This window comes from Ferrimonas pelagia (assembly GCF_039543565.1).
GTDB classification, from domain to species: domain Bacteria; phylum Pseudomonadota; class Gammaproteobacteria; order Enterobacterales; family Shewanellaceae; genus Ferrimonas; species Ferrimonas pelagia.
The window spans coordinates 34,327-56,625 of the sequence record NZ_BAABJZ010000107.1 but is presented as its reverse complement, the minus strand read 5'-3'; the positions used below and the strand labels follow the sequence as shown (position 1 = coordinate 56,625).

General features: G+C 55.8%; 24 protein-coding genes. 5 read left to right on the top strand and 19 right to left on the bottom strand.

Translation table 11 applies throughout. The annotated features are described in order from the left end of the window. Positions 1-19: 19 nt before the first annotated feature. Both ABEA08_RS21485 and hrpA read right to left on the bottom strand, forming a co-directional pair. Positions 20-1,498, bottom strand: a complete 1,479-nt coding sequence (locus tag ABEA08_RS21485) for an FAD-dependent oxidoreductase (RefSeq protein ID WP_345337508.1) — start codon at positions 1,496-1,498, stop codon at positions 20-22. A 262-nt stretch (positions 1,499-1,760) separates the two neighbouring features. Then, positions 1,761-5,636, bottom strand: a complete 3,876-nt coding sequence (hrpA, locus tag ABEA08_RS21480) for an ATP-dependent RNA helicase HrpA (RefSeq protein ID WP_345337507.1) — start codon at positions 5,634-5,636, stop codon at positions 1,761-1,763. A gap of 178 nt (positions 5,637-5,814) precedes the next feature. On the opposite strand from hrpA, the gene ABEA08_RS21475 reads away from it, so the two are divergent. Next, positions 5,815-6,498 (top strand): CAP domain-containing protein, encoded by a 684-nt coding sequence (locus ABEA08_RS21475; protein WP_345337506.1) that lies wholly within the window; start codon positions 5,815-5,817, stop codon positions 6,496-6,498. Between the two features lie 37 nt (positions 6,499-6,535). Here ABEA08_RS21475 and ABEA08_RS21470 read toward each other — a convergent pair whose 3' ends face one another. The 8 genes from ABEA08_RS21470 to ilvC form a co-directional block, all read right to left on the bottom strand. Continuing rightward, positions 6,536-7,438, bottom strand: a complete 903-nt coding sequence (locus ABEA08_RS21470; protein ID WP_345337505.1) for a hypothetical protein — start codon at positions 7,436-7,438, stop codon at positions 6,536-6,538. 52 nt (positions 7,439-7,490) lie between these two features. Continuing rightward, entirely contained in the window at positions 7,491-7,934 is a 444-nt protein-coding gene (locus ABEA08_RS21465) for a hypothetical protein (RefSeq protein ID WP_345337504.1), read from the bottom strand. Then, positions 7,931-8,791 carry a sterol desaturase family protein gene (locus ABEA08_RS21460; protein ID WP_345337503.1) on the bottom strand — a complete coding sequence of 287 codons (861 nt, stop codon included), beginning with the start codon at positions 8,789-8,791 and terminating at the stop codon, positions 7,931-7,933. The genes ABEA08_RS21465 and ABEA08_RS21460 overlap by 4 nt, the downstream gene beginning before the upstream one ends. 43 nt (positions 8,792-8,834) lie before the next feature. Next, the gene (locus ABEA08_RS21455) at positions 8,835-9,905 is read right to left on the bottom strand and encodes a DUF2804 domain-containing protein (protein WP_345337502.1); all 1,071 of its coding nucleotides are present in this window, start codon (positions 9,903-9,905) and stop codon (positions 8,835-8,837) included. Positions 9,906-10,169: 264 nt separating this feature from the next. After that, the gene (locus ABEA08_RS21450; RefSeq protein ID WP_345337501.1) at positions 10,170-10,559 is read right to left on the bottom strand and encodes a GFA family protein; all 390 of its coding nucleotides are present in this window, start codon (positions 10,557-10,559) and stop codon (positions 10,170-10,172) included. Beyond that, positions 10,552-10,833: a hypothetical protein gene (locus tag ABEA08_RS21445; RefSeq protein WP_345337500.1), complete on the bottom strand. Its 282-nt coding sequence runs from the start codon at positions 10,831-10,833 to the stop codon at positions 10,552-10,554. Before ABEA08_RS21445 ends, ABEA08_RS21450 begins: the two co-directional genes overlap by 8 nt. Next, positions 10,830-11,000, bottom strand: a complete 171-nt coding sequence (locus ABEA08_RS21440; RefSeq protein ID WP_345337499.1) for a hypothetical protein — start codon at positions 10,998-11,000, stop codon at positions 10,830-10,832. The genes ABEA08_RS21445 and ABEA08_RS21440 overlap by 4 nt, the downstream gene beginning before the upstream one ends. 397 nt (positions 11,001-11,397) lie before the next feature. Continuing rightward, positions 11,398-12,879 (bottom strand): ketol-acid reductoisomerase, encoded by a 1,482-nt coding sequence (gene ilvC / locus ABEA08_RS21435; RefSeq protein ID WP_345337498.1) that lies wholly within the window; start codon positions 12,877-12,879, stop codon positions 11,398-11,400. Between the two features lie 244 nt (positions 12,880-13,123). Between ilvC and ilvY the strand changes: the two genes are divergently transcribed. Then, positions 13,124-14,026 (top strand): HTH-type transcriptional activator IlvY, encoded by a 903-nt coding sequence (ilvY, locus tag ABEA08_RS21430; RefSeq protein ID WP_345337497.1) that lies wholly within the window; start codon positions 13,124-13,126, stop codon positions 14,024-14,026. A 17-nt stretch (positions 14,027-14,043) separates the two neighbouring features. Here the strand turns inward: ilvY and ABEA08_RS21425 are convergent, their stop codons facing one another. Beyond that, on the bottom strand, positions 14,044-14,712 hold the full coding sequence (locus tag ABEA08_RS21425; RefSeq protein ID WP_345337496.1) for an endonuclease III domain-containing protein: 669 nt from the start codon (positions 14,710-14,712) through the stop codon (positions 14,044-14,046). Between the two features lie 120 nt (positions 14,713-14,832). Between ABEA08_RS21425 and ABEA08_RS21420 the strand changes: the two genes are divergently transcribed. Next, a complete protein-coding gene (locus ABEA08_RS21420; protein WP_345337495.1) occupies positions 14,833-15,042 on the top strand; it encodes a hypothetical protein in 210 nt (69 codons plus the stop codon). Positions 15,043-15,297: 255 nt separating this feature from the next. Here the strand turns inward: ABEA08_RS21420 and ABEA08_RS21415 are convergent, their stop codons facing one another. The 5 genes from ABEA08_RS21415 to ABEA08_RS21395 all read right to left on the bottom strand — a co-directional run bounded on the left by ABEA08_RS21415 (position 15,298) and on the right by ABEA08_RS21395 (position 18,013). Further along, complete coding sequence (locus ABEA08_RS21415) at positions 15,298-15,597, bottom strand: hypothetical protein (RefSeq protein WP_345337494.1); 300 nt, start codon at positions 15,595-15,597, stop codon at positions 15,298-15,300. A gap of 9 nt (positions 15,598-15,606) precedes the next feature. Beyond that, positions 15,607-16,146 carry a carboxymuconolactone decarboxylase family protein gene (locus ABEA08_RS21410; protein WP_345337493.1) on the bottom strand — a complete coding sequence of 180 codons (540 nt, stop codon included), beginning with the start codon at positions 16,144-16,146 and terminating at the stop codon, positions 15,607-15,609. A 273-nt stretch (positions 16,147-16,419) separates the two neighbouring features. After that, the gene (locus ABEA08_RS21405; protein WP_345337491.1) at positions 16,420-16,785 is read right to left on the bottom strand and encodes a hypothetical protein; all 366 of its coding nucleotides are present in this window, start codon (positions 16,783-16,785) and stop codon (positions 16,420-16,422) included. A gap of 199 nt (positions 16,786-16,984) precedes the next feature. Beyond that, a complete protein-coding gene (folE, locus tag ABEA08_RS21400; RefSeq protein WP_345337598.1) occupies positions 16,985-17,626 on the bottom strand; it encodes a GTP cyclohydrolase I FolE in 642 nt (213 codons plus the stop codon). Between the two features lie 219 nt (positions 17,627-17,845). Continuing rightward, positions 17,846-18,013 (bottom strand): hypothetical protein, encoded by a 168-nt coding sequence (locus ABEA08_RS21395; protein WP_345337490.1) that lies wholly within the window; start codon positions 18,011-18,013, stop codon positions 17,846-17,848. Between the two features lie 614 nt (positions 18,014-18,627). On the opposite strand from ABEA08_RS21395, the gene ABEA08_RS21390 reads away from it, so the two are divergent. Next, positions 18,628-19,791 (top strand): iron-containing alcohol dehydrogenase, encoded by a 1,164-nt coding sequence (locus ABEA08_RS21390; protein WP_345337489.1) that lies wholly within the window; start codon positions 18,628-18,630, stop codon positions 19,789-19,791. A 40-nt stretch (positions 19,792-19,831) separates the two neighbouring features. Here ABEA08_RS21390 and ABEA08_RS21385 read toward each other — a convergent pair whose 3' ends face one another. Further along, positions 19,832-20,197, bottom strand: coding sequence for a hypothetical protein (locus tag ABEA08_RS21385; protein ID WP_345337488.1), 366 nt, complete (start codon positions 20,195-20,197; stop codon positions 19,832-19,834). A 281-nt stretch (positions 20,198-20,478) separates the two neighbouring features. Next, the gene (locus ABEA08_RS21380) at positions 20,479-21,024 is read right to left on the bottom strand and encodes a YgjP-like metallopeptidase domain-containing protein (RefSeq protein WP_345337487.1); all 546 of its coding nucleotides are present in this window, start codon (positions 21,022-21,024) and stop codon (positions 20,479-20,481) included. A 142-nt stretch (positions 21,025-21,166) separates the two neighbouring features. On the opposite strand from ABEA08_RS21380, the gene ABEA08_RS21375 reads away from it, so the two are divergent. Continuing rightward, complete coding sequence (locus ABEA08_RS21375; protein WP_345337486.1) at positions 21,167-21,682, top strand: hypothetical protein; 516 nt, start codon at positions 21,167-21,169, stop codon at positions 21,680-21,682. Between the two features lie 51 nt (positions 21,683-21,733). On the opposite strand, the gene ABEA08_RS21370 is transcribed toward ABEA08_RS21375, so the two are convergent. After that, complete coding sequence (locus tag ABEA08_RS21370; protein ID WP_345337485.1) at positions 21,734-22,261, bottom strand: DUF4240 domain-containing protein; 528 nt, start codon at positions 22,259-22,261, stop codon at positions 21,734-21,736. Between the last annotated feature and the right edge of the window lie 38 nt (positions 22,262-22,299).

Below are 22,299 nucleotides of genomic sequence, written 5' to 3'. Positions count from 1 at the left end.
ATCAATCTTTCCGATGCATTCAGAGGCCGTAGATCCGTGGCTCTGCCAAGCCGGTTTGTTTCGCTAAGGCACTCGGGTAATCTCGTTCCTGAGCCAGGGTGCAAGCCAACGACTCCACCGCCAGCGGATCATTCTCTGACAACGCCTCTCCTGCCGTGGCCTCGGGCGGCAGCCAGCCCAATCGGTTCAGTTGCTGCTCAATGGCGTCAGCCACCGCCAACGCGGAGCTGGCTTTGACGATCTCTGAACGCGCATAGTTATGCCCGACAAACGACACATCGGCCGCCCTAAGCTCAGGATCGACTCCCGGGATCTGCTGCGCACCGAACAAGGGCTTGCCACCGATCTCGGCCAGAGCAAAGCCCGGAAGAAATCGCGCGATGTGCTGGATCGCCCGGTTGGTACGCTGCTCGATCATGGCATCGGACCAACCCTGCTCCAATTTGCGTTGCAGATCTCCAGCCAAACGAGGCTGGGCACTGGTGTCACAACTGCTGGCTAACCCTTGGTCGAACAGGGTGATCTCGTCGGTCATGCCATGGAGTTGCACATACCCATCGGCGTAGGGGGTAAACTGCGCCATCCCTTGCGGCGTGCCGCGCTGGCCATGAAAGATAAGCTCAGGCCAATGTGCGGTCTGCTCTTGCCAGCGGGTAACGTACGCCGCCTTAAACTCGACCATGCGCTCCCGTCGCAATCCTGCCAGATCATCTAAGGTGCCACTGCGGTAACCACAGGCATTGATCAGATAGTCCACCTGAACACTGCCGCGTCCGCCGCCAGGCTGCTCATACCCAAGTCGCCAGCCACCGCCCTGCTCGCGGATCTGCGTGACTTGCGTCGACAACATCAAGCGGCAATGCTTCGCGCGCTGCAAGGCTAACGTGGCATTGGCCGCCAGCCGAAACACACTCAGGCCATACTCCTGCACCAAAATGAGCGGCCACTGCACCCGATCAAGATCAAGATGCTGAGCCACAGGGATCATCCAGTCATCCAACGCCTCAGGTTGGGCGGCGTAACTGCGCCCCTGTAACGCCTCAATATCCTCCCGACGGTACACCTTAAAGTAGGACTGGGGGCACCCAAGCACCCGGTTGGCGGGATCTTGCTGCACCAACTCGGCATAGCGTTGTTGCAGTGTGCGCAGCCTCGGCAACAGCGTCGCCACGGAGCCTGGATCCTCCTTAGGCACGGCGATCACCGTCGGCCGGATATTGGCGCAGTGAGGATAGAAACGTAGCGTCGCGATCGATTGTTCCAGTAGGGCCAGACACTCTTGCTCGGGCAGATCGCGATACAGATTCCCGCCGGCATGCAGATGGCAGATAGGCGGACCATTCACCATGCTGTCACTCTTGTCCAACAGCACTAACTGGCATTGGCCGGAACGAGCAAGGCGCTGGGCGATGGTGACACCGGCCACCCCCGCCCCCACGATCCCGATGGTCGGCATGGTTTGTGGTTCTATGTGCAGAGCAGGAAAAGCAGGCGTCATGTTACGGCAATCATCCATGGCAAACTAAGGCTCGAACACCATTGTAATCGGCCACGCGCAACTTGAAAACCAAACTCAATCAACTCCCTAACTAAGCTGCTGTCAATTCGAAGCCAGCCACGCCCTCACCCACTGCGATCCGGGGAGAACACAGCCAACGCTTGGCCAGCTCAAGCGAACATGCGCTGCATAAACAACAACCCCGCCGAAATACCGGCGGGGTTGTTCATAACTCAGAAGCCATCGCGGTGCCGATCTGACGCTAGAGCTCCTTGAGCGCGTTCAGGATCCGCTTATCCGAGATCGGGTACTTAGTGCCCAGATTCTGCGCAAAGCAAGACACCCGATACTCTTCCAGCATCCAGCGAACGGCCACCAAAGCGTCCGGATGTGCCTGATCTTTTGGCAGCTTGTTGCACGCCTCGGTATAAGCCTGCTCCACCTTTTGGATCTTCATCAGTTGCAACTTATCGCGCTGAGGATCGGTCGGCAGTTTCTCCAAACGGCGCTCAACCGCTTTGAGGTAACGCACCAGATCGTCCAGTCGGTCCCAGCCGGTGTCAGCGACAAACCCTTTGTAAACCAAGCGTTCGAGATGAACCTGAACATCCGACATCGCGAACGCCATATCCAAGGTGATCTTGCCTTTGAGCTTCTTCCGGATCGCGCCCCAAGCGGTCAGCACCGCTTCCACCTTGGTGCCGATCGCCACCACAGTGTCGCCCAGATCCGCCCGCACCCGCTCTTTGGCTAACGTAAAGCTCTGCTCATTGGAGACCCCCAAATTATGGGTCGCCAAGATCTGATCGATCCCCGCATCGATGCAATCGGCGATCAGCAGATCGACCCGGCCAAACGGGTTGAAATACATCGCCAGCTTCGACTTGTTCGGCAACTTCTGCTGCAAATATTTCACCGGGTTGGGCACATTGATCAGCAGCATCTTGCGCAGTCCGGCTCGATGCGCCACCGCCGCCTTCTCCTCGCTGTCAAACAGCTTCACCGCCACGGTGTCGCCCTCATCCACCAGCGCCGGGAACGCCTTGACGGCGTAAGCGCCACGTTTCTGCTCATACTGTTTGGGCAGATCGCCCAAGGTCCACTCGGTCAGACCGGACTGCTCAATGCCCTTATCCGCCACCTTGGCGATCACCTGTTTCACCTTGCCTTTGAGTTGCTGCTTAAGCGCCAGCAGATCCCGTCCCTGCGCCAACAGCTTGCCGTTGTCATCTTCCACCTTGAAGTTAAACCTCAAGTGCGGACTCAGTTGGGACAGATCGAAATCCTCCGGCTTGAGTTGCGTCCCGGACATCCGCAAGAACTGCTTACATAAGGCGTCCAGCAGCGGCATCTCAAACGGCGTAATGTTGGCCAACGCCGCTTGGGCATAGTTAGGTGCTGGCACAAAGTTACGACGCAGCGGCTTGGGCAAGCTCTTGATCAGCGCCACCGCCAGATCCTGGCGCAGACCCGGCACCAGGTAGTCAAATCCGGCCGGCTCAAACTGGTTGAGCAAAGCCAGCGGCAGATGCAGCGAAACCCCATCGTCGGCTTCGGCCGGCTCAAAGCGATAAGACAACGGCAGAGTGATCCCCTGCTGTGTCCAGTGATCGGGAAAATCCGCTTCGCCAATATGGGACGCGTCCCGCTTCATCAGCTCCGCTTTATCAAAGTCGAGCAGATCCGCGTCCTGACGGCGCGCCTTGCTCCACCAGCCCTGAAACAGCTGACGGGTGTAGATCCCGCTACCAACCCGCTCATCGTAAAAAGCAAACAACGTCTGCTCGTCCACCAGAATGTCACGGCGACGGGACTTATGCTCCAGCTCTTCCACCTCATCGAGCAACGCCATGTTGCGCTGGAGAAACGTCTCGCGCAGACCCAGCTCACCATTGACCAGCGCTTCGCGCAGGAAAATGGTGCGGGACTCGATCGGATCGATCGGCCCATACTGCACCTTGCGCCGGGGCACGATCACCACGCCATACAGGCTCACCTGCTCAAACGCCAACACCGAGCCGGGCTTTTGCTCCCAATGTGGCTCACTGTGACTTTTTTTCACCAGATGTTGTGCCAGCGGCTCCACCCACTCTGGGTTGATCTTGGCCACCGTGCGGGCAAACAAGCGACTGGTTTCGGTCAGCTCCGCCGCCATCAGCCACTTGGGCGGCTTCTTCGCCAACTTAGAGCCGGGGAACACGTAGAACTTGGAGTTCCGCGCCCCTTTAAAGCTGCCATCCGCGTCTTTCATGCCGATATGCGACAGCAAGCCCGCCAGCAACGATTGGTGGATCTGATCATACCCGGCACGCTCGCCGATGGTGATGCTGATATCCAGATCCGACAGACTCTGGCGCAACTGGGAGTACAAGTCCTGCCACTCACGCACCCGCATGTAAGCGAGGAAATCGCTCTTACACAGACGGCGGTACTGGCTGCTGGACAAGGCTTTTTGCTGCTCGCGCAGGTAATCCCACAGATTGAGATAGGCTAGGAAGTCCGAGTCCTTGTCGGCAAAGCGGTTGTGTTTCTCATCCGCCGCCTGCTGCTTGTCCACTGGACGCTCGCGCGGATCCTGAATGGACAAGGCCGCCACGATCACCATCACCTCATGCACACAGCCGTTGGGCTGTGCCGCCATCACCATGCGCGCCAAGCGCGGATCGATCGGCAATCGCGCCAGCTTGCGGCCGGACGGCGTCATCTTCGGCAGACCGCCACGCTCCAGACTGATCGCCCCCAACTCCTGCAACAGGTTCATGCCATCGTTGATGTGACGGCTGTCCGGCGGCTGAATGAACGGGAACGCGGCAATGTCACCCAGGCCCAGCGCCAGCATCTGCAGGATCACCGAGCCGAGGTTGGTGCGCAGAATTTCCGGATCGGTAAACGCCGGACGACCCAGGTAATCCTCCTCACTGTAGAGACGGATACAAATGCCTTCCGACACCCGGCCACAGCGACCGGCACGTTGGTTGGCCGACGCCTGAGACACCGGCTCAATTGGCAGGCGCTGTACCTTAGTGCGGTAGCTGTAGCGACTGATCCGCGCGGTACCGGGATCGATCACATACTTGATCCCCGGTACGGTCAGCGAGGTTTCCGCCACGTTGGTGGCAAGCACGATACGCCGTCCCGCATGGCCGGAGAAGATCTTGATCTGCTCGGCGTGGGACAGTCGTGCATAGAGCGGCAAAATTTCGGTATCGCGCAGATTGCGTCGGCGCAGCGCGTCGGCCGCATCGCGAATTTCTCGCTCACCGTTCATAAAGATCAGGATATCGCCGGGTCCCTCCGCACACAGCTCATCCACTGCGGCAAAGATCCCTTCGATCACCTCAAGATCCGGCCCGGTCTCCCGTGCCAGCGGCAAATAACGTTGTTCTACCGGGTACGTCCGGCCAGACACCTCGATCACCGGCGCATCGCCAAAGTGGGCAGAGAAGCGCTGTACATCGATGGTGGCCGAGGTGATCACCACTTTCAGATCAGGCCGCTTGGGCAGCAGCTGCTTGAGATAACCCAGGATGAAATCGATGTTCAGGCTACGCTCGTGCGCTTCATCGATGATGATGGTGTCGTATTGGTCGAGCCAACGATCGTTCTGGATCTCCGCCAGCAAAATGCCATCGGTCATCAGCTTGACGTAGCTCTCTTTCGAGGTCTGATCGGCAAAACGCACTTTAAAGCCGATGTGCTGACCCAACTCAGAGTTCAGCTCGTCGGCAACGCGCTGCGCCACCGCCCGGGCGGCCAGGCGGCGCGGCTGAGTGTGGCCGATCAGGCCTCGAGTGCCCCGCCCCAGCTCCATGCAGATCTTGGGCAGCTGGGTGGTTTTACCCGAGCCCGTCTCACCGGCGACGATCACCACTTGATTGTGCTTGATCGCTTCCGCGATCTCATCGCGTCGCTCAGACACCGGCAGATCCGGATAGGTCACCTTGGGCAGATTGATGGTTCGCTCTGCCACCTTTTGCTGGCTGCGCTCAGCCAAAGCCGTCAACTCCTCAGTCAACTTGGCTTTCTTATCGGCGTCTTTGATCCTCTTCATGCCAGACAGGCGACGGCGGATGGTAGCGGCATCGGCCGCCATACAAAAGGCAAGTTGCTGCGGGGCAAAGGGGTTGCTGTTGCTCAAGGCGAGATCCTGACAATGACGGTTAACCGCCGGATCCTAGCAGGGCTGATGGATAAGGTTAAGTACTGTCACCGACCAAGCGAAACTTTCGGCTTAAAATTAATCGGTTTATCCACCGAAACGCATCGCCATCACAAATACTAGGCCACCAACTATCCTTACTCTTTGCGATTAACCAATGAGGTCAGTATCAATGTTCGGTTACGTTGTCCGTTCTTTGTTGCTCACGTCCCTACTGCTCGCTCCCCCAATCCACGCCAACACCCTCACCCTCAGCGCCATCGAGCATGGGATCCTCACTGAGCTCAACTTCGCCCGCAGCGATCCCTATCGCTACGCAGATGAGGTCTTGGAGCCGATGCTCCAATACTACCGTGAAGGCAAGATCTGGGATCCGCCTTGGTTTAACAAACAACCCGGGCACATTCAGGTGATCACCACACATGAAGGGGTCGAAGCCCTGCTCGAAGCGATAGAAGCGATGCGCAGCGCCGAGCCCGTCAGGCCCTTGACGCCCTCATACGGCCTGACGTTGGCCGCCCGCGAGCACGCCGCAGAGCAAGGGAAATATAACCTGACCGGGCACATTGGCCGAGACGGCTCCACGCCGGAGCAACGGATCGCCCGTTACGGTCGCTGGTCGCTGATCGCCGGAGAGAACCTATTCTATGGCAACTCGGACGTCAACGCGGCCCGTCACGTCGTCATGGGGCTGATCATCGATGATGGCGTCGCCGATCGCGGCCATCGGAAACTCATTATGGACGGGCGCTACCAGTACGTCGGCATTGTCTACGCACCGCACCCCAGCTTCGGCTTTATGTCAGCCCAATCCTACGCCGGGCAGTTCCATGATCATTAAGCGGCGCCGACTCGGTCCACAAGACGAGTGCCCCGGCCTAGCCCTGCCCTGAGAAATGCAGCGCAACGTCCAGCAATCCGAGCTGCTGTTCACGTGTCACCCAAGGCTGGGAGTACAAATGGACGATCGCCTCCGCCAAGGTAATTTGATGCAGGTTGTCTGCGCGTCCCAGCAGCAAGCGCCGACAAGCAAACTCGAGCGCCGCTTCATCCGCTGCAGACGTCGCTTGCGGCTGAACATCCGGGCAGTCCAGTGGATCATCAAACTGCCAATGACACTGGCTATGCAGATGAGTCAGCAACACCCGCTTGACCCTGTCGTTAAGCCGCGACTCCGGCCGGAGCAGCCAAGACAACAGGATCACATTGTGTCCCCAGAAGCCCGGCCGACGCAGCACCGTATCGAGCCCCCTTTGCGGCGACAGATCAGACACCGCCACAAAACCCGGCGGCAATGGTTCGGCCGGACGATGCTCGTCATAAAACGTGCAGGTCACAAATTCGCAGAAACGCTCAATGAAACGCAATCGCTCCGTCGACGATGACAGCAGCGGCCACGCGGCCTGAAACGCCAGCAAAATGGACACATCATGGGACAGATAGCGGTTTTGCCGGGTACATAGCTCCAGATAATGATCAAAGATCGACTCGGCGGACGCCGTATTAAACCAGTCCAGCATCGTGTAGTACGCGTACGGATACACCCCATGCGCCAAGATCCAATGGCGCCGCTTACCGACCGCAGCGTAGGGCACTGCATTGCTGGTTAAGATAGCGCCCTCAAACACCGGCTCCTGCGCATCGACCAGTTGCTCCAATCGCTGCCATTCCACTTGCGGCCAGTCAAATCGCCGCTTCAGCGTCCCCATGGCCAAGGCACACTTGAGCGAATGTTGCTGATGGATCGTCGCGATCCGGCTCAGCGCCCGTTCTAATTTCATTCCCGCCCCTCACACGTCCCAGACATCCTGTTGCCGCTCGCAAAGACGGCGGTCAATTCCCATGCGTTGGCAAACGATACCGCCCCAGCGAGCGTCGACCCTCAATGTCCCAAACATACACATGCTGTTGCACCGCGCCACCGAGAGAGAAAAACGAGCCTCCCTCCACTACCACATAGGCGCGCTTTTGGGCCGGTTCAACGGCGACATCACGGACAAAGTAATAATCCCGATAGTCGTAGATCCGATCGAGCTCCCCCTCTGGGTACTGCACTGTAACGCTGCCTGAAACATTACCTCGGTGTGTGTTGGGCCAGGAAAAAACCACAGTCTCGTCGCCGATCAGCATTGAGAGCCGAAGGCGCTCATGCGGTTTGACCTCGATCTCTGACACCAAATGGATCGCCGCGCGCTGCTCCCTTGCCAACGCATCGGGCAACGAGGGCGTACAGGCGCTCAGACCCAGCAGCACGACGCCGATCCCAGCCGCTCTCACGCTTGCTCGTTGGTTTTTGGGGGCGCAAACAAGATCCGCCAACGCTGCTTAACGGTCAGCCCTGGTGCACTGGCTTCGGCGAACATATCGCGCCACTCACTGAAGGTGACGGTCAACGGATTAAAGCTGTTGACCGGTTTGGTAATACCATATTCCACGGTGGCCACTTCCGGCTCAAACGTACCGAACAGGCGATCCCAGATGATCAAAATACCCGCGTAATTCTTGTCGATATACTGCGGGTTGCGGCCATGATGAACCCGGTGATGGGACGGAGTATTGATGATCCACTCCAACGGCCCAAGAGAGCGGATGGCTTGGGTATGAACAAAAAACTGCAACGCCAGATTAAGCAAGACGACAAACACCACCCAGTTGGGATCAAACCCGATCAACACCAGCGGCAGCCAAAATACCCACATGCCCGCCAGCGGATACATCAGACTTTGCCGCGCGGCGGTACTGAAATTCATCCGTTCTGAGCTGTGATGAGCCACATGCGCCGCCCACATCCAGCGCACCCGATGGCTGGCACGGTGAAAGCCGTAATAACAGAGATCCTGCAACACCATCAGCAGCAGAAAACTCCACAGGCCCATCTCGATCTCAAACAGGCGCCAACCAAACAGCGCCAGATAGAGCTTGGCGATCAGTAAGCCAGTAAGAATATCGGCCGCCTGATGCAGCCCCATTAGGCCAAAATTACAGGCCACTTCCGGCAACTTATAGCGTGCACTCTCCGGCAGTTTGCGCAGCCTATCGCCGTAGAACCACTCCACCAACATACACACCCCAAAAAAGGGGGCGAGCACCATCAGCAGATACTCCGGATGCGCGATCACCGCTGAAAAATCCATGAATTATCCTTGTCCTTCCTGTCCATTGACGTTGGCGCCCAGCTCACCACTTTGCGTAATGATCTTCCGTCAGCCCGAGCACCCGATCCAAGCGGTGCTTTCGCCCCTGCCCATCCATGAGGGTGCCATTGAAGTGCCCGATGTATTGGCGGAAGTTACTTTTTAGCAGCAGCAAGTTGCGCTTCTCCGCCCGTTTGTCCTTCGGCGTAAAATGCAGATCAACCCGACCATCATCGGACACGATCCGCCATACCCTTCCCGACGCAGCGCCGCCGGGTCGGTGCCGCTCAAACCGAAAGTGCACCGGCCCGAGCAGATAGCGTTCGCCATCGATCCACAGCGCGTTTTCGGTCGTACCGGTTTCGTTCACCCCCGCGGCCAGATTCAAACCCAGCCGCGCACCGTCGGGCAGTTGCGCATTGATGCTGGCCCAGCGCCAACTGGTTTCTCGTCGCATATAGCCAGCGGAGAAATCGTACCCCGCCAGCATGGATGCAACCGGCTGCTTGGCGCCATCGATAGACAGCGAGCCGGACAGCGCCAACGCATTGTGTTTCTGGGTGTAGGTCCAACCGTTGTATCCGGTTGGCGTGCACACCGCCAGCGGCAGGCTCAGCGGCGAACTCTGAAGTGCGAGATCCGCCTGGATCCCGAGTGCATCCAGCGTGAACTGCCATTGGCCTTCAACGATGTTAAACAAGAGTTGGCCTGAACCACCGGTGATCGACGCCCTGCCGTCATAGGGCGAGGGCGTACTTTCACACCCCACGCCAAACGGCTTGAGCCAAGACGTTTCTTTGATCTCACCGGTTTTGAGCTGATAGCGGTAGCAAAAAGCGCTGATCACATAGCCAATATTGGCGATGGCCACACCGATGATCCATTCCGGTGACGTCAAGCTAATAAACTGAAACTGCTTGAAGTGAAAGCGTCGGGCCCAGGTCGAAGCGGGCCGATCCATGGCATCGAAATAGCGAAAGTCATCCAGGCCCAAACAACGCACACTGCCATCAAAGTGGCCCGTTCTCGGCTGACCATCCGGCCTCATCAAGTTATCCAGCACGGTTGGAACATCGTCCGGTCGATTGCTATGCCCTAGCGTAATTTGGTGCATTCCTGCCCTCAAACATCACATCCTTTTGAACAAAGACTCTACGCCTAACCCACGCAAAAATACAGTCCATCCGAATGCGAGTTAACAGAGAAACAAACTTAACAAACAACCAATTACCAAGATAAAAATCCGACTTCCGGCCAAGCCGGTTTGACGAGAGCGAAGAGAGCAGCCAGCGTCAACGCGGTCATCATTAGGCCAACCGCGACGCCTCGTGCCGGTGTCATTGAGGCACACGGATTGCGGGACATTGCCACTGCAGCCTTAGCGCGCATTTTGCGGCAAGCCATCGTCTATCTCGTAGTAATCCCCCTTCTCTGAGACAAAGATATGCCGCGCCACACACTGAGTCAATGGGGTATCAAACGCGCCCAACGCAATGGCGACCCAGTCATGCTTGCTCTGATCAAGCGGGTCGAAAAACAGCGACGAGCCGCACTGGCCACAAAACCCGCGGCGCACCTTGTCTGACGAGGCATACCAACTCAGTTGATCAGCACCGTCGATCACCAAGCTCCCCCGCGCAACCTCAACGCTAGGCAGGAAATGTCCCGTCCACTTGCGGCACTGTTGGCAGTGGCACACATCAGCGCTGCCCAGCGCTGCCGTCACCTCAAACCGTATCGCCCCGCACAGACAACTGCCGTTATGCATGCGCCTTCGCCCCTAGATGGGTCCAGCGCCGCACGAGACCCAGCGCATAGAGTGATCCGAGCAGCAAACACAGCGCCGAGCTCACCAACCAAAACGTCATGCTGTTACCGGGAAACAGCGGCATCAACCAATAAAACGCCACCCCACGGCACACCAACACGAACACAACCAAGCTCAGCACCATACGCCGCAACGGCAAACGGGGCAGCACACCCGCGCCGGAAAACGCATACGCCGCCCACACCGCGAGAACCGCTGTGATCGCAGAGGTCACAACGGTCGGATAGAATTCCCTCGCTCAGCCATCTGCGCCATCTGCTCACCCGCCCCCAACGCCCGATACCAATCGCCGCCAAAGACGATGCAGCCCAGATGCAACAATGCAACCAGCACCGTACACCACCCGGCTGTGATCAATAAAAAACGTCCCTGTGTCGCCATCATTCGCCTCCTTGCGCGGCTTCCCGCATGCCGACCCCACATCGACGTACTCACTACCGTGAACAACATTAACCTAATGCAACTCGCCGTGGATCGTGAGCGATTTTTTGCTTTGTAACATTGTGCGGCGAAGCAGAGCCGAGCCAACGGTAACAAAACCCCAGATCATGATTTTATTGGCCATTGTTGAAGTGGAACGAATGGCTGTTACCAACGAGACCGAGGGCAAGGCCATCGCGCTATTTGCTTGTTTTGAACGCCGTGCATCATAAGCATACGCCGCGCCTGTTGTGAAAACGGCCCGCCAGAGGAGGGGTTGCTCAAGGCATTCTCGGCTCTGCCAACGAAAAACGGCGGAGCCTAAGCCCCGCCGTTGTTGTGAACGCATTCAGTCAGACTAGGCAGACTCAACGATCTTCTTCATGTCGGTCATGTATCCGCGCAGCTTCTTGCCGACCACCTCAACCGGGTGGTTGCGAATGGCGTCGTTTACTTCGATCAAGCGAACGTTATCCACGCCATTAGCGGGATCGGACAGGCCCTTACCCATCTCTTCCAGCGTCAGTGCACTGGCATGCGCTTTCAACAGTGGCACTGCCGCGTGACTGAACAGATAGTTACCATACTCGGCGGTATCGGAGATCACCACGTTCATCTCGTACAGTTTCTTACGCGCAATGCAGTTGGCGATCAGTGGCGTTTCGTGCAGTGACTCGTAGTAAGCGGACTCTTCGATGATGCCTGCAGCCACCATGGTTTCAAACGCCAACTCAACGCCGGCTTTGATCATCGCGACCAGGTAGATCCCTCGGTCATAAAACTCTTGCTCGGTGATGGCCTCATCACTGGCAGGGGCCTGTTCGAACGAGGTCTCCGCCGTTTCTTCGCGCCACTTCAGCAGGTTGGCATCATCGTTGGCCCAATCGGCCATCATGGTGCGAGAGAATTCGCCCTCAATAATATCGTCCATGTGCTTTTCAAACAGCGGACGCAGGGTCACTTTCAGCTCTTCGGCCATGTCGAAGGCTTTGATCTTGGCCGGGTTGGACAGGCGATCCATCATGTTGGTGATCCCGCCGTGCTTAAGCCCTTCGGTCACGGTTTCCCAACCGTACTGGATCAGCTTAGCGGCGTAGCCCGCATCCACACCCTGCTCGACCATGCGCTCATGGGCCAGGATGGCACCGGTCTGCAGCATGCCGCAAAGGATGGTCTGCTCGCCCATCAAGTCGGACTTCACTTCGGCAATGAAAGAGGAGGCCAAAACGCCGGCACGGTCGCCGCCGGTCGCGGAAGCGTAGGCTTTAGCCACATCCCAACCAAACCCTTGCGGATCGTTTTCTGGGTGCACGGCGATCAGCGTTGGTACGCCGAAGCCACGCTTGTACTCTTCGCGCACTTCGGTGCCCGGACACTTAGGCGCAACCATGATGACGGTGATGTCGTCGCGGATCTGCATGCCCTCTTCCACGATATTAAAACCGTGCGAGTAAGACAGGGTGGCGCCCTGCTTCATCAATGGCATCACCGCGCTAACGGCTGAGGTGTGCTGTTTGTCTGGGGTCAGGTTCAAGACCAGATCCGCCTGAGGGATCAGCTTTTCGTAGGTGTCGACTGCGAAGCCATTTTCCGTGGCATTGATATAGGACTGACGCTTCTCTTTAATGGCGGCTTCACGCAGAGCGTAGGACACGTCCAGACCGGAATCACGCATGTTCAAGCCTTGGTTCAATCCCTGCGCACCACAGCCGACGATCACCACTTTCCAGCCTTTGATATAGTCGCAACCCGTGCTGAATTCTTCACGCTGCATAAAGCGGCATTGACCCAATTGCGCCAATTTCTCGCGCAAGCTTAAAGTGTTGAAATAGTTAGCCATGTTGAACTCCGTGTCTGTGATCTTAAACTGTGTAATCAGTCGGCATTGCCTATGGTTAGTGACAATAACGCAAGATCAGCATTGCCAAAAGTGATACATTCACAACGTCACGTTGCAAAAAACGCAACAACAACGGCGCACGCCCCGGCTGGGGATCTGCGCTCCTCTGCCGCTCTAAAGGATCGGCACTTCAGTATCGATTCATGGCCCGTTGGCCATATTGCGTAGGATCAAAACATCGGCAATGGATATCCGCTCGCTCCAACTTTTCCATCACCTCGCGACGCACCTGCACTTCGGCAAAACCGCGCAGGCCAACCACGTCAGTCCATCCACACTCAGCCGCAGCATCCAACGGATTGAGCAGGAGCTGGGCACAACGCTGCTGCAACGGGACAACCGTTCAGTCAGGCTGACCCCCGCCGGTGAACGCTTTCGTGATTACGCCGCGCAGCAATTGTTGCAATGGCAGGAGCTAAAACACGCCTTAAACGATCGCACCGCAGAGCTCAGCGGCCAACTGAGACTCTACTGCTCGGTCACCGCGGCCTACAGCCATCTGCCGGCAATGTTGGATCAGTTCCGTCGACACCATCCGGCCGTGGAGCTGATCCTCTCCACCGGTGATGCCGCTGCGGCGCTCGATCAGCTCAAATTTGGCGATGTCGATCTGGCCATCGCCGCCAGCGACGGCGATCACGCGATGCAGTACTACATCAAGCCGCTTGCCCAGATCTCGGTGGCGGTGGTCGGCCCGACGATCCCCTGCGCCATCCAGCAGCAATTGAGCCATTGTCCGATCGATTGGCGCCAGATCCCGCTGATCATGCCCGAGCACGGCCAAACCCGCCGCCGGATCGAAACCTGGTATCGACGGAAGCAGTTGGGTAAGCCCAAGATCTACGCCACCGTTTCCGGTCACGAAGCGCTGGTCAGTATGGTGGCTTTAGGCTGTGGCGTGGGGATCGCACCTCATGTGGTGATCGATAACAGCCCGGTGAAGTCGCGCCTACAACCCCTCACCGGCCCGGAAGAGATCCCCCCCTTTGGATTGGGGATAGCGTGCCAACGCAATCGACAGCACGAGCCGCTGATCCAGGCCTTTCTCGACGTTGTCAGTCCCGAGATCTTCGACAGCGGGAGTTAGCCGTTGTCTGTGCGCGTTCATTCCGGCCCAAGGCAGGTTGACCGCAAAGGACATGCATCGCAGCGCGGCGTGGGCCGACAGTACGCCTGTCCATGCTCAACGATCAGGCCGTGGTAGTAGGCATATACCGCATTGTCACGCGGGATCGCCGCTTCGATGAGCGCCTGAAATCGGTGATAGTCCTTCGGCACCGTCAGTCCGTTGCGGCTGAACAGGCGCCGCGCGTAGGCATCGATCACAAACGAGGGTTTGCCGATGGCGTACACCAAGATCGCATCCGCCGTCTCCGGACCGATCCCCTTAATCGCCAACAACTCCTGCCGCAGCACCGTGAGGTCAACCCGTTGGACGCGAGCCAGTTCATAGCCGTAGCGGGCATACCAACGGGTTAGCGCCTTAAGTTTGGCCGCTTTCTGGTTGTAATAGCCGCTAGGGCGGATCAACGCCGCCAGTGCCGCCAAAGGCAGCCGTGCTATCGCCGCCGGATCTCGATGCTCAGCAAGATTGATCAGCGCCTTGTCGGCGTTTCTCCAGTTGGTGTTCTGCACCAGCACAGCCCCCAACATCACCTCGTACGCGGGTGCATTCAACCACCACTCGAAGCAACCAAAATGGGCTTTAAGGCGCCGAAATACATCCTCAACCAACGCATTAGCCGAGGGATAGGCCGGGTTTATGTTCAACATAGCTGCACTTTAGACTCCCCAATGGCGTTCGATCCTGCGCTTAGCCTGAACGGATGGACACCAACAAGCAAACGTTGCGATGCCGACTAGGCTTATAACTCCACTGCGCTAGGAGAGAAAATGGTCTATCGTGCCGCTTCGTACGCCCTCATGCTCACAGCACTGTGTCTCCCAGGCTGCGCTTTGTTTGAACCACCGGCGCTGCGCGAGCTGAGTGACATCGAAGAGTCCATCTTTGAACAGCTCAATTTCGCCCGTAACGATCCCAAAAGCTATGCCGAAAGCGTGCTTATCACCTACTCGCGACCGCTCGCCCCAACGGCGGCATAGCAAGGATTGGCGCCGCCACTTTCCTTGCGGTTGAGCAAAGACAAGCCGGTGTCGACGACGACCATCGCAACACGGTTTCGGTTAAGACATCACCGAACACCAATCGACCCGCAGTCACGACAAAGGCTGACTATGTACGAGACAAGGGAGCCATTGGGGTTAACCCTTTGCGGTATTGTGATGGGAGAGCGTTGCCTCTCCAATAATGGCGCCCGCACGCAACCCAATAGCAGTTTCAGCGCACCGGGTAAGACCCTATCGCCGCCCCATTCGCTGCTCGATGCCATCAGGCAAATCATAATGGGCTTTTATATACTCCCAGTTGCCCTGCGCAAAGCCGACGAACTCCCTTTGCATCTGCAGATGCCAACAGCACTCGGCGATCTCATCCAGCAACTGCTCTTTGCGCGGCCCTTTGACTCCGCGCAACCCCTGATACTGTGCGATCGCATTGGATAAGGCCGTCCCTGCCTCCCCTAGGGCGCCACTCTGCTCTCGTATTAATTCGCTCGAGATCCCGTGTTCCTGACCGCCGACCGTGTATCTGCCTGACATCCTGCCCCCTTAAACAAAGGCTTTAAACGGCTCATCCAATGGCGTTTTCGCCACATGATTGGTGTAATTGCTGAGCACCTTCTGAGTCACTCCTAGTAATAACTCAAGCAGTTGTTGTGCCCCGAAACCCGCCGCATAAAAGCTGGTCAATTGCGCCTCACTGACGTGACCGCGCTGGCCGATGATCGCCAGAGTGAGGTCGTGCAAAACTTGCAGCTTGGGATCGGGCAACGGCGCATTATGTTTCAACGCGAGGATCACCGCTTCTTCAATCCCCATCTGGTAGGCGATGGCCGTGTGGGCTGGCTGGCAGTAGTGGCACTCATGGAAACGATTCGCCGTTTGCCAGATCACGGTCTTTTCAGCATCGGTAAAGCTGCTGGCCATAAACAATCGATGCAGCTGTTGGTACGCTTCAAGAACCGGCGGCGATAAGGCCATCACCGCATGCAGGTTTGGCACCATACCGTAATCGGTTAGCGACTGCGCCAATAACGCTTGGCTGCCACTCGGCGCGTTATCCAACGTAAACAGAGGGAATTGAGTCATATTCTAAGTCCTTGAAGAGAGACACTGGGCTATCGCTAGATCGCATCGGGCGGCTGCTTGACCGATCCCTCCGCCTGATCCCACTCTCACAAGGTTAGCAAGCCCTCGCCAAACTGCTGGAGCCAGCATATCCCGCCCTTCGCCACTTCGCTCCCAATGGGCCACCTTACCGCGTCGTTAGGCCCTGCGGCCTTGTCACGTTGGGACAGCGCCATGACCAAAAGCAAAAAGCCGAACTCAGAGAGTTCGGCTTTTTGTGGCATTCAACCAAGATCACATCGCCTTTAAGCACACCGCTTTTTGCCGAGCGCCCTCACTGAAGATCTCTCCCTCGATCTGGCGATATTCAGATAGGTGAGAGCGATAACCGTTCACCTTAAGCTCATAATGGCTATCGCCTTCGCGCCACGCCCAGACTCCAAGCGCGTCTTTGTCCGCCCCTTGTTTAATCTGATACTTGGCGGGCAGAACGGAATCACTGACCGTATCGTGCAAGGTTAACCTAGCTGGATCCCCTAAGAATTGACGCTCACCAACCTGGCACTGTTGCGGCTCTGTTGCCGTACTGATATAGGGGCCATGCAAAGCACAGGCGGACAACATTGGGAACAATGTAATAGCAACTAGGGCCTTTTTCATAACATGACCTTCTTATTCGTATATAAGCTACAAAGTAATTAGCTGCGATCAAGCAAGCATGATAAATACACATGCAAATTACAATGAGAGCTATATAAAAAGCAAGAAGATGGTCAACAAAGCGTTTATATCAAAACGCCGCCACAACAAGCTCACACAGTTGCAACCATCCAACAACGCGCCGCATTATAAATAGCCACTACAAGGAAAGAAATTCGGAGCGGGTTCTCGGATCCGCCTTAAAGGTTCCACCCAGCGCCGTTGTTGTGGTGTGCGAGTTTGCATCCATTACCCCGCGAGACTTGACGCAGTAATGGATCGCATTAATCGACACAGCCACGTTTTCCGTACCCAACAGAGTTTGCAACGAAATGAGCAATTGTCGAGTCAAACGTTCCTGCACCTGAGGCCGCTGGGAAAAAAAGCGCACGATGCGATTTATTTTCGACAAGCCAATGATCTTATCATCCGGTATATAGGCGACCTTCGCGGTCCCATCGATCGTAATAAAATGATGCTCGCAGGTGCTGATCACCGCGACGTCAGACACGGTGATCATTTCATCAACACCCATTTTATTATCAATCACGGTGAGTTTTGGAAATTTCGCATAATCCAAACCACAAAATATCTCATCAACATACATCTTTGCGATCCGAGCGGGCGTCTGCATCAAACTGTCATCGCGACGGTCCAAACCTAAGGTATCCATGATCTCAGCCATACATCCCTCGATCTTGTGCCGCTTTTGATCTCGATCTAACCCGTTCTCGCGCAACGGCGTCTCCAATCCTGCTGCTTCGAGCGCACTACGAACCGTTGATGCATAGTCAGATATCATGCCGATCCCTCTTGAAATTAATGGTATCAAGCTCAGTGTAGTTAACATACTCATTACAAGCAGAAAAAATAGACTGGCTTGCTGTTCAGCCATGTAAGCAAGCGAAGGTACCGCGTTCTGACCCGTTCAACTTTTCCAGCCGTGAGCGGGCGCTACTTCGTCGTACACACAAAAATGCCACGCGTTCAGCGTGGCATAAACTCTATCTCATCGACAAAGCTACTTTTGTTCCTCGCGACCTAATGCACCAAGCATTACGAGGCCGATCACCGCTATCCCAACCACCACAAAAGGCCAATTCGTCAGCCCTTCGGCCTTCACCGTCACAAAAACACCCAATCCGACCGCGATCGTAATGATGATGGCGATAACATCTTTTACATTCATGCAACCCCTCCCGTGAGGCTGTAATGTCATGACTACCCGTAACTACCCACAGATGACTGACCGCTGAAAGGTCTTCACATATCACTAACAAATTTTAGGTAACTAATTCTCTTGACACAAGTCAACATCCACTCATGTATGAGATTCCGTGACGCGTACCGAAACCTTTAGGTAATAAATTGTGCACATGAATAGTTAAAGATCGTTACACGACCGAAGTGATAACAGGATAATTTGGTTCGAGCAGCGTCAAACAAATGGAATGACCGTGGTACAAAATACAAATTTTTATAGAGAAAACGCCGCAAACATATGTTGCCAATAACCGCAAGCAGTCACTTAGCGCAATGAGCCGCCCTCACCCCACTCTTTCTGCCTCGTCCGTCGCCCGATATCTGACAACCACAGTCACCGAAGAGCACCCTCTCCTCAGTTTTACCGCGTACTGAGTACGAGCCTTTCTCGCTGCTGGGCTGATATTGCGGCTTTACTCACTGTTTTATGACGTAATTTAACGACAAAACAAATAGATGAAGCTGATCACGGCTCCACGTTCTTATCCCGTGAATACTAAACCCAGTCTCGATTTACTCATTACTTCAAGGAACAGTGTCATGTCGATGATGTCGTTTTCCATTCCTCGTAATATCTACTACGGCGAAGGCGCTCTAACCCAACTGGCCCAACTGAAAGGGAAAAAAGCCGCCATCGTAACCGGCGGTAGCTCTATGAAACGCTTTGGTTTTTTGGATCAAGCCGCTGAACTCTTACAACAAGCAGGCATTGAATCCATCGTGATCGATGGCGTAGAGCCGAACCCTTCTGTTGAAACCGTCTTTCGCGGTGCCAAAGCGATGCAAGAGTTTGGCCCGGATTGGATCGTGGCGATCGGTGGAGGATCCGCGCTGGACGCGGCAAAGGTTATGTGGTGTTTTTACGAACATCCAGAGCTGAAATTTGAAGAGATCATCGAAGTCGGCTCTATGCCGCCTCTGCGCAACAAAGCGAAATTTATCGCCATCCCATCCACCAGCGGCACCGCATCTGAGATCACCGCCTTCTCCGTGATCACCGATGTTGAAAACCACATCAAATACCCCATCGTCGCGGCTGACATGGTGCCGGACATTGCGATCTTGGACCCGGCGATCCCAGCCAAGATGCCAGCACATATCACTGCCCACACCGGCATGGATGTGATGTGCCATGCGATCGAGGCGCTTGCTTCAACGGCCGCCACCAGCTTTACCGATCCCTATGCGACCGAAGCGATCAAGTTGGTATTGAACAACCTGCCGCAAGCCTATGCTCAGGGAGACGATCTCGCTGCCCGCACCGAGATGCATAACGCTTCAGCGCTCGCCGGTATGGCCTTCACCAATGCCTCGCTGGGCTTAGTGCACTCTTTGGCGCATAAGATCGGGGGAGAATTCGGAGTCACCCATGGCCTGGCGAATGCCATCCTAATGCCGTACATCATCGACTTTAACCGTCAATTCTCCGATAAGTATCAAAAACTGGAAGACGCGCTCGGCATCAAAGACATTGCCCAAGCTATCCGAGAGCTGAATGCCAAGATGGGGATCCCGGCCACCTTCCAGCAATGCGACGAAGTGGCGTTTTGCCCGAACAAGTTTGAAGAGGTACTGGAGCGAATGAGCGCCAACGCCTTTGCCGATCCTTGTACCCTGACCAACCCTGGTCAACCGACCGTTGCCGACGTTAAAGCGATCTATCAGGCGTCTTTCTACGGCCAATCGATCTGCGCCGCAGCATAATGTCACAAGCGCGCAAGCCTCTTGGCTTGTGCGCTTCGGGCTACTCGGTGATACCGACGATCCCCAAGATGACGGCCAAGATCAGCGCAATAACGGGGATAAGCCAGACGGAATGACGATAACGCCAACGCTGCATCGAGTGCGCACGGCGGATCAGCCTATATTTGTTGTCGCGTCTATCATCAAGCTGGATCCCTATCCGCGCCAATTGACAGCACAAAGACTCCAACTGCTCTGGCGTCTTTTCCTTGGCCAATAGCCATCGCTGTCGCCATCGCTCCCAATTCAACTGAATGCCCACCACCGCTTCGCGACTCAATGCAGGATCATCATCAGAGCCAAACGCAAAGTCACAGCAACGGCACTTGGCAAACGACGGCGTACCGTCGGCTTGATACGCTGGCAACGGCAACTCTGGCGAACCACAGACGGGACAACACCACAAGCCATTGTCAGCTTGATATAACCTAAAAGCTTCCTGGTTTTGCGTCCTCACATCCATTGTGTCCGCTCTACTGCTGCTCACTTTTGCCGCAACCTAGCGATAATAGTCATACAAGTCAATACGTTTATGGTCTCTTTGCCCGCTCAGGCATGTTCACCCCAGCACGGTCAATTGGCCCCCTTCTCCAACACAGTAAAGCCAGCAAGACAAAAGCCTTGCCCTCGCCTCTGCCGGTTCGCCCTCTATACAACGCAGCCATCACCCGCAGTTTCGCCTGTCGGTTCATACAAGGCCCCCTCAAGCTCCGTTTGCAGCAAGAACAAACGCAGATCGAATTCCAATTGATGATAGCTGGGCAACATGTACTGACACAGCTGATAAAAAGCCTTGTTATGCTCTTTCTCCTTCAGGTGCGCCAGCTCATGCACGCTGATCATATCCAGAAATGCCTGAGGGGTTGCCTTAAAGACGGAGCTGATCCGGATCTCATGCTTACTTTTAAGCCGATTGCCCTGCACTCGAGAAACATAGCTATGTAACCCTAGCGCGTGATTGACCACATGGATGCGATTGTCAAAGATCACCTTGCTGAGCGGCGCCGACTTCTTCAAATAGCGATTTTTAAACTGCATGACGTGCTCACGCAATGCTTTGTCATTGCCAATCGAATGCGGCGTCGGGTATTTATCCAACAGATAGGTTTTTAGGCCACCGCGTTCGATCAGGGTGCGAACCTGTGCTTGCACATGTTGCGGGTAATGGGACAAATATTTTAATGGCTCAGACATGAAGTTGCTCTCAGGCTCGCGGTTTGCGCGCCACTGTAACGATTAAACCCGGCCAAAACCAGTCGTGACTTCGCTGTGCTACGCTTTTGATCGAGTCCGTTGTATTCGTTTACTTTGTTACGTAAGACTTCAAGGATGAATCATGCATAACGCTCTGCCTCTATTATTTACGCTGCCTTTGCTGGTGGCATGCCACTCATCGGCCAAGTCACCAGAGCTGAACGCGAGCCAAGACAACTGCATACCAGTGAATGACGGTACGATCATTGAGGCTAACCTCAGCCATCAACAGGGATTTTCCAATTGTTATCTGATCAATGACACGGAGATCCGAACCTTAGATACGCTGTATGAGGGCTTCCAAAATCAGGCCGCCGCCATCGAGCTGTTTGGTGTTAACGCCAGTGGGAAAAAGAATTTCATTAGAAAAGAAACCAGTAACTTATACCGAGTTGCCGCTTTCAGCTCCCTCGCCCCCAGCCACTACGCTCAGATCGGTTTTACCATTACCCCAACGAACTACATCGATAGCGACATCAAGATCCGGCTGACCTATGAATCCTATCAAGGCGCTGGCGCGCTCTATATTCAGGCAGAACACGTCATCCCCTCTCACGAAACAACTTCCAAGGTGATCATCACAAGGCTACGACAGTAGTGCCAAAACCTCGGTTCGGATCAACACCCTGGCTTGTCGCTGCCCTAAGCCTTATCGCAGCCACCTCTGCCACCAGGGCCGACGAGTCGAGCCCGCTAACGGCTTAAGCCGAGGATAGAGTTGAGGCAACGTCTCCTCCTCCCAGGCCTGACCCGATGGCTCCAGCGGACAAGGGAACTCGCTGGCTGGCACGCGACCGAACCGTTGCTCCAGCGCATCGGTCACCGCACTGTGGTACAAGGAGGAGCAGAGCTCACTTCGCAGCCAACCGACCTCCGACAACACGTTGGGATCGTCCAATGCCGCTTGATAAAGCGCTGGGCCGCACGAGATCAAGCTCGCACGAAAGTTGGCGAACTCCTCCTCGGAACAGCCGTCGCATAGCAGGTAGGCCGCCCCCCAGAGGCGCCAGGTGTACGCCGCGCCATGGTGCAACTCAAACTGGTGTGAAAAACCCAAGAGGGAACGATCCGGTAGCTGCGACAGAGCACGCGCCAGCAAGACGGCTTTGTCTGCCATCCTGCCATCACCGCCTCGACTCGCTTGCTCAACCACATACCAAAATTGATTTGACTCCACGTGCCGCTCACCACCTTGATGCCAAGATCCTGCCGATA